General features: G+C 76.1%; 3 protein-coding genes. All 3 read left to right on the top strand.

The annotated features are described in order from the left end of the window. Window positions 1-1,391 (top strand): bifunctional lysylphosphatidylglycerol synthetase/lysine--tRNA ligase LysX (lysX, locus tag HMPREF3099_RS03555; protein WP_070704026.1); only part of this gene is annotated, 1,391 nt, incomplete at its 5' end. Then, window positions 1,388-2,140, top strand: coding sequence for a DUF998 domain-containing protein (locus tag HMPREF3099_RS03550; RefSeq protein WP_141494610.1), 753 nt, complete (start codon window positions 1,388-1,390; stop codon window positions 2,138-2,140). The genes lysX and HMPREF3099_RS03550, both read left to right, overlap by 4 nt. Window positions 2,141-2,150: 10 nt before the next feature. Next, a partial coding sequence (locus tag HMPREF3099_RS03545; RefSeq protein WP_141761969.1) for an alpha/beta fold hydrolase occupies window positions 2,151-2,824 on the top strand: 674 nt, incomplete at its 3' end.

Genomic DNA, 2,824 nt, shown 5'->3' with positions numbered 1-2,824 from the left:
TGGCCGAGCGTCCGACGCACACCACCGCGCAGGCCCTGGCCGCCGGGGAGGGCGAGCGCGTGTCCGTGGCCGGGCGCGTGCTGGCGGTCCGCGACCTGGGCGGCGTGCGCTTCGTGCGCCTGCGTGACGGGCAGGGCGACCTGCAGGTGGTGCTGGAGCGCCAGCACCTCAGCGCACAGGACCACCGCGACTTCATGGTGCTGGTGGACGTGGGCGATCTCGTGGCCTTCGAGGGCGTGCGCGGCGCCTCCCGCAGCGGCGAGCCGAGCCTGCTGGCCCACAGCTGGCGGATGGAGGCCAAGTGCCTGCACCCGCTGCCGCCGGTGCGCACCGGCCTGGTGGACCCCGAGGCGAAGGTGCGCCAGCGCCACGTGGACCTGGCCGTCTCGCAGGAGGCCCGCGACACCCTGCGGGCACGGTCGGCCGTGGTGCGCGCCCTGCGCGAGGGCCTGCAGGACCGCGGCTACCTGGAGGTGGAGACGCCGGTGCTGCAGACCGTGCACGGCGGGGCCAACGCACGGCCCTTCGCCACCCGCATCAACGCCTACTCCATGGACCTCTTCCTGCGGATCGCGCCCGAGCTGTACCTCAAGCGGCTCTGCGTGGGTGGCGTGGACCGGGTGTTCGAGATGGGCCGGGCGTTCCGCAACGAGGGCGTGGACGCCACCCACAACCCGGAGTTCACGCTGCTGGAGGCCTACGCCGCGCACGAGGACTACCGCTCGATGATGGACACCACCCGCGAGCTGGTGCAGGCCGCCGCGGTGGCCGTGCACGGGCGGTGCGAGGTGCCCGGCCCCGACGGAACGATGGTGGACCTCTCCGGCGAGTGGCCGGTGGTGACCCTGCACGACGCGGTCTCCGAGAAACTGGTGGCCCTGGGTGGGCAGCCGGTGGGGCCGCAGAGCACCGCCGCCGAGATGCACCAGGCCGCCCGACGGGCCGGGGTGGAGGTGCGCCCCGACCTGGATGCCGGCGAGGTGGCCCTGGAGCTCTACGAGGAGCTGGTGGAGGGGTCCACCGTGCGGCCCACCTTCTACTGCGACTTCCCGAGCTCGGTCTCGCCGCTGACCCGCGGGCACCGGTCCACCCCGGGTGTGGCCGAGCGGTGGGACCTCGTGGCCTTCGGCATGGAGCTGGGCACCGCCTACTCCGAGCTGACCGACCCGCTGGAGCAGCGGGCCCGTCTGACAGCCCAGTCGGTGGCCGCGGCCGCCGGCGACCCGGAGGCCATGAGCCTGGACGAGGACTTCCTGCAGGCCCTGGAGTACGGCATGCCGCCCACCGGTGGCCTGGGGCTGGGCGTGGACCGCGTGGTGATGCTGGTGACCGGCCGCACCGTGCGCGAGACGTTGGCCTTCCCCCTGGTGCGACCCGCGGGCCGCGAGTGAGCGGCGCGCGCCGGGTGCCCGCATCGGGTGGGGGGCACCGCGCCGTGCCGTGGTGGGCGGCCGGGCTGCCCCTGCTGGCGATGGCGGCCTGGTCGTCCTGGCTGGTGGCCGGGCCGTTCTCGGACCTGTCGCCGTGGCACAGCTGGACCAGCGAGCTGGGGGCGCAGGACCAGCCCCACGCCTGGTTCGTCCGGGCCGGCGACGTGCTGGCGGGGGCGCTGATGGTGCTCTGGGTCGGGCTGGTGGCTCGCCGGGGCGGACTGCGACGTGACCTGCGTGGTCTGGGTGTGGTGGCCGCCGGGGTGTTCGGGGCGGCCACAGTGGCCGATGCGCTGCTGCCCATGGCCTGTGCCAGCACGGTGGACGCCGCCTGCCTGGCCGCCGAGCAGGCGGGGACGCTGCCGTGGACGCACACCGCGCACTCGGTGAGCTCGTCGGTGGCCGGGACGGCGCTGGGAGTGGCCGCGGCCGCGCTGTCCCTGGCGGCGCTGCGCCGGGGCCGTCCCGGGGCACGGGTGCTGCTGGTGCTGGTGGGCGTGATGCTGGCGACCCTGGGCTGGCAGCTCGCCTGCCTGGCACCGGGGGCCGCGCGCGTGGGCGAGGTGCTCACGGTGCCCGGGCTGGCGCAGCGGGTGCAGCTGCTGGGGACCGTGGCGTGGTGGGTGGTGTTCGCCGTCGGGACGGGCTGGGGGGCCGGCCGGTGGTGGGTCGAGGACGATCGGGCGGGCGGGGGTCCCGGGCAGGGGTGACACTGGTGCCATGGAGAGGTGGCGCGCCGCACGGCGTCAGGAACGGGCTGGCCGCGTGAGGGGAGCCCGCGACACCGGACCCCGTGCCACGGACCTGGCCGCGGAGGTGCAGGGGGAGCACGGGCCGTGGGTGGTGCTGATGCCGGGCCTCGGCATGGGCGCTGAGGCGTGGGACGAGGTGGCGGCCGACCTGGCCCGCGACCACCGTGTGGTGCGCTACGACCGGCCGGGGCTGGGGCGGGCCCGTGCCGAGCGGGTGGCCGAGCCGCACCTCCACGACGAGGTGGCCCACCTGCGCCGGGTGGTGCACGAGGTGGTGCCCGACCCCGCGCGGGTGTGGCTCGTGGCGCACTCGATGGCGCGCTTCATGGCCGAGGCGTACCTGCGCAGCGACCCGCACCGGGTGGCCGGGCTCGTGGCCGTGGACGGCTCCGTGGAGGAGGACCCACGCCTCCGGTGGCCCGTGGAGGACGACCTGCGCCACGCCCTGGCGGCCGGGCTGGGCTGGCTGCCCCTGGTGGGGCGCCGGGTGCGGTCCGCCTTGCTGGAGGACGCCGGGTACACCCGCATGGCCGCCGAGCTGCTGCGGCTGCGCCGGGCGCTTCCCCTGCCTGCGGTGCCGATGGTGCTGGTGGTGGCCGCCCGCCCGTGGGAGCCCGGTTCGCGGCGGTGGGTGCGGCGGCA

Origin of the sequence: Kytococcus sp. HMSC28H12, from assembly GCF_001816045.1 — a bacterium.
Lineage (GTDB): Bacteria > Actinomycetota > Actinomycetes > Actinomycetales > Dermatophilaceae > Kytococcus > Kytococcus schroeteri.
Note: the sequence above shows the minus strand (reverse complement) of the source record. Positions and strands in the feature narration are given on the sequence as shown.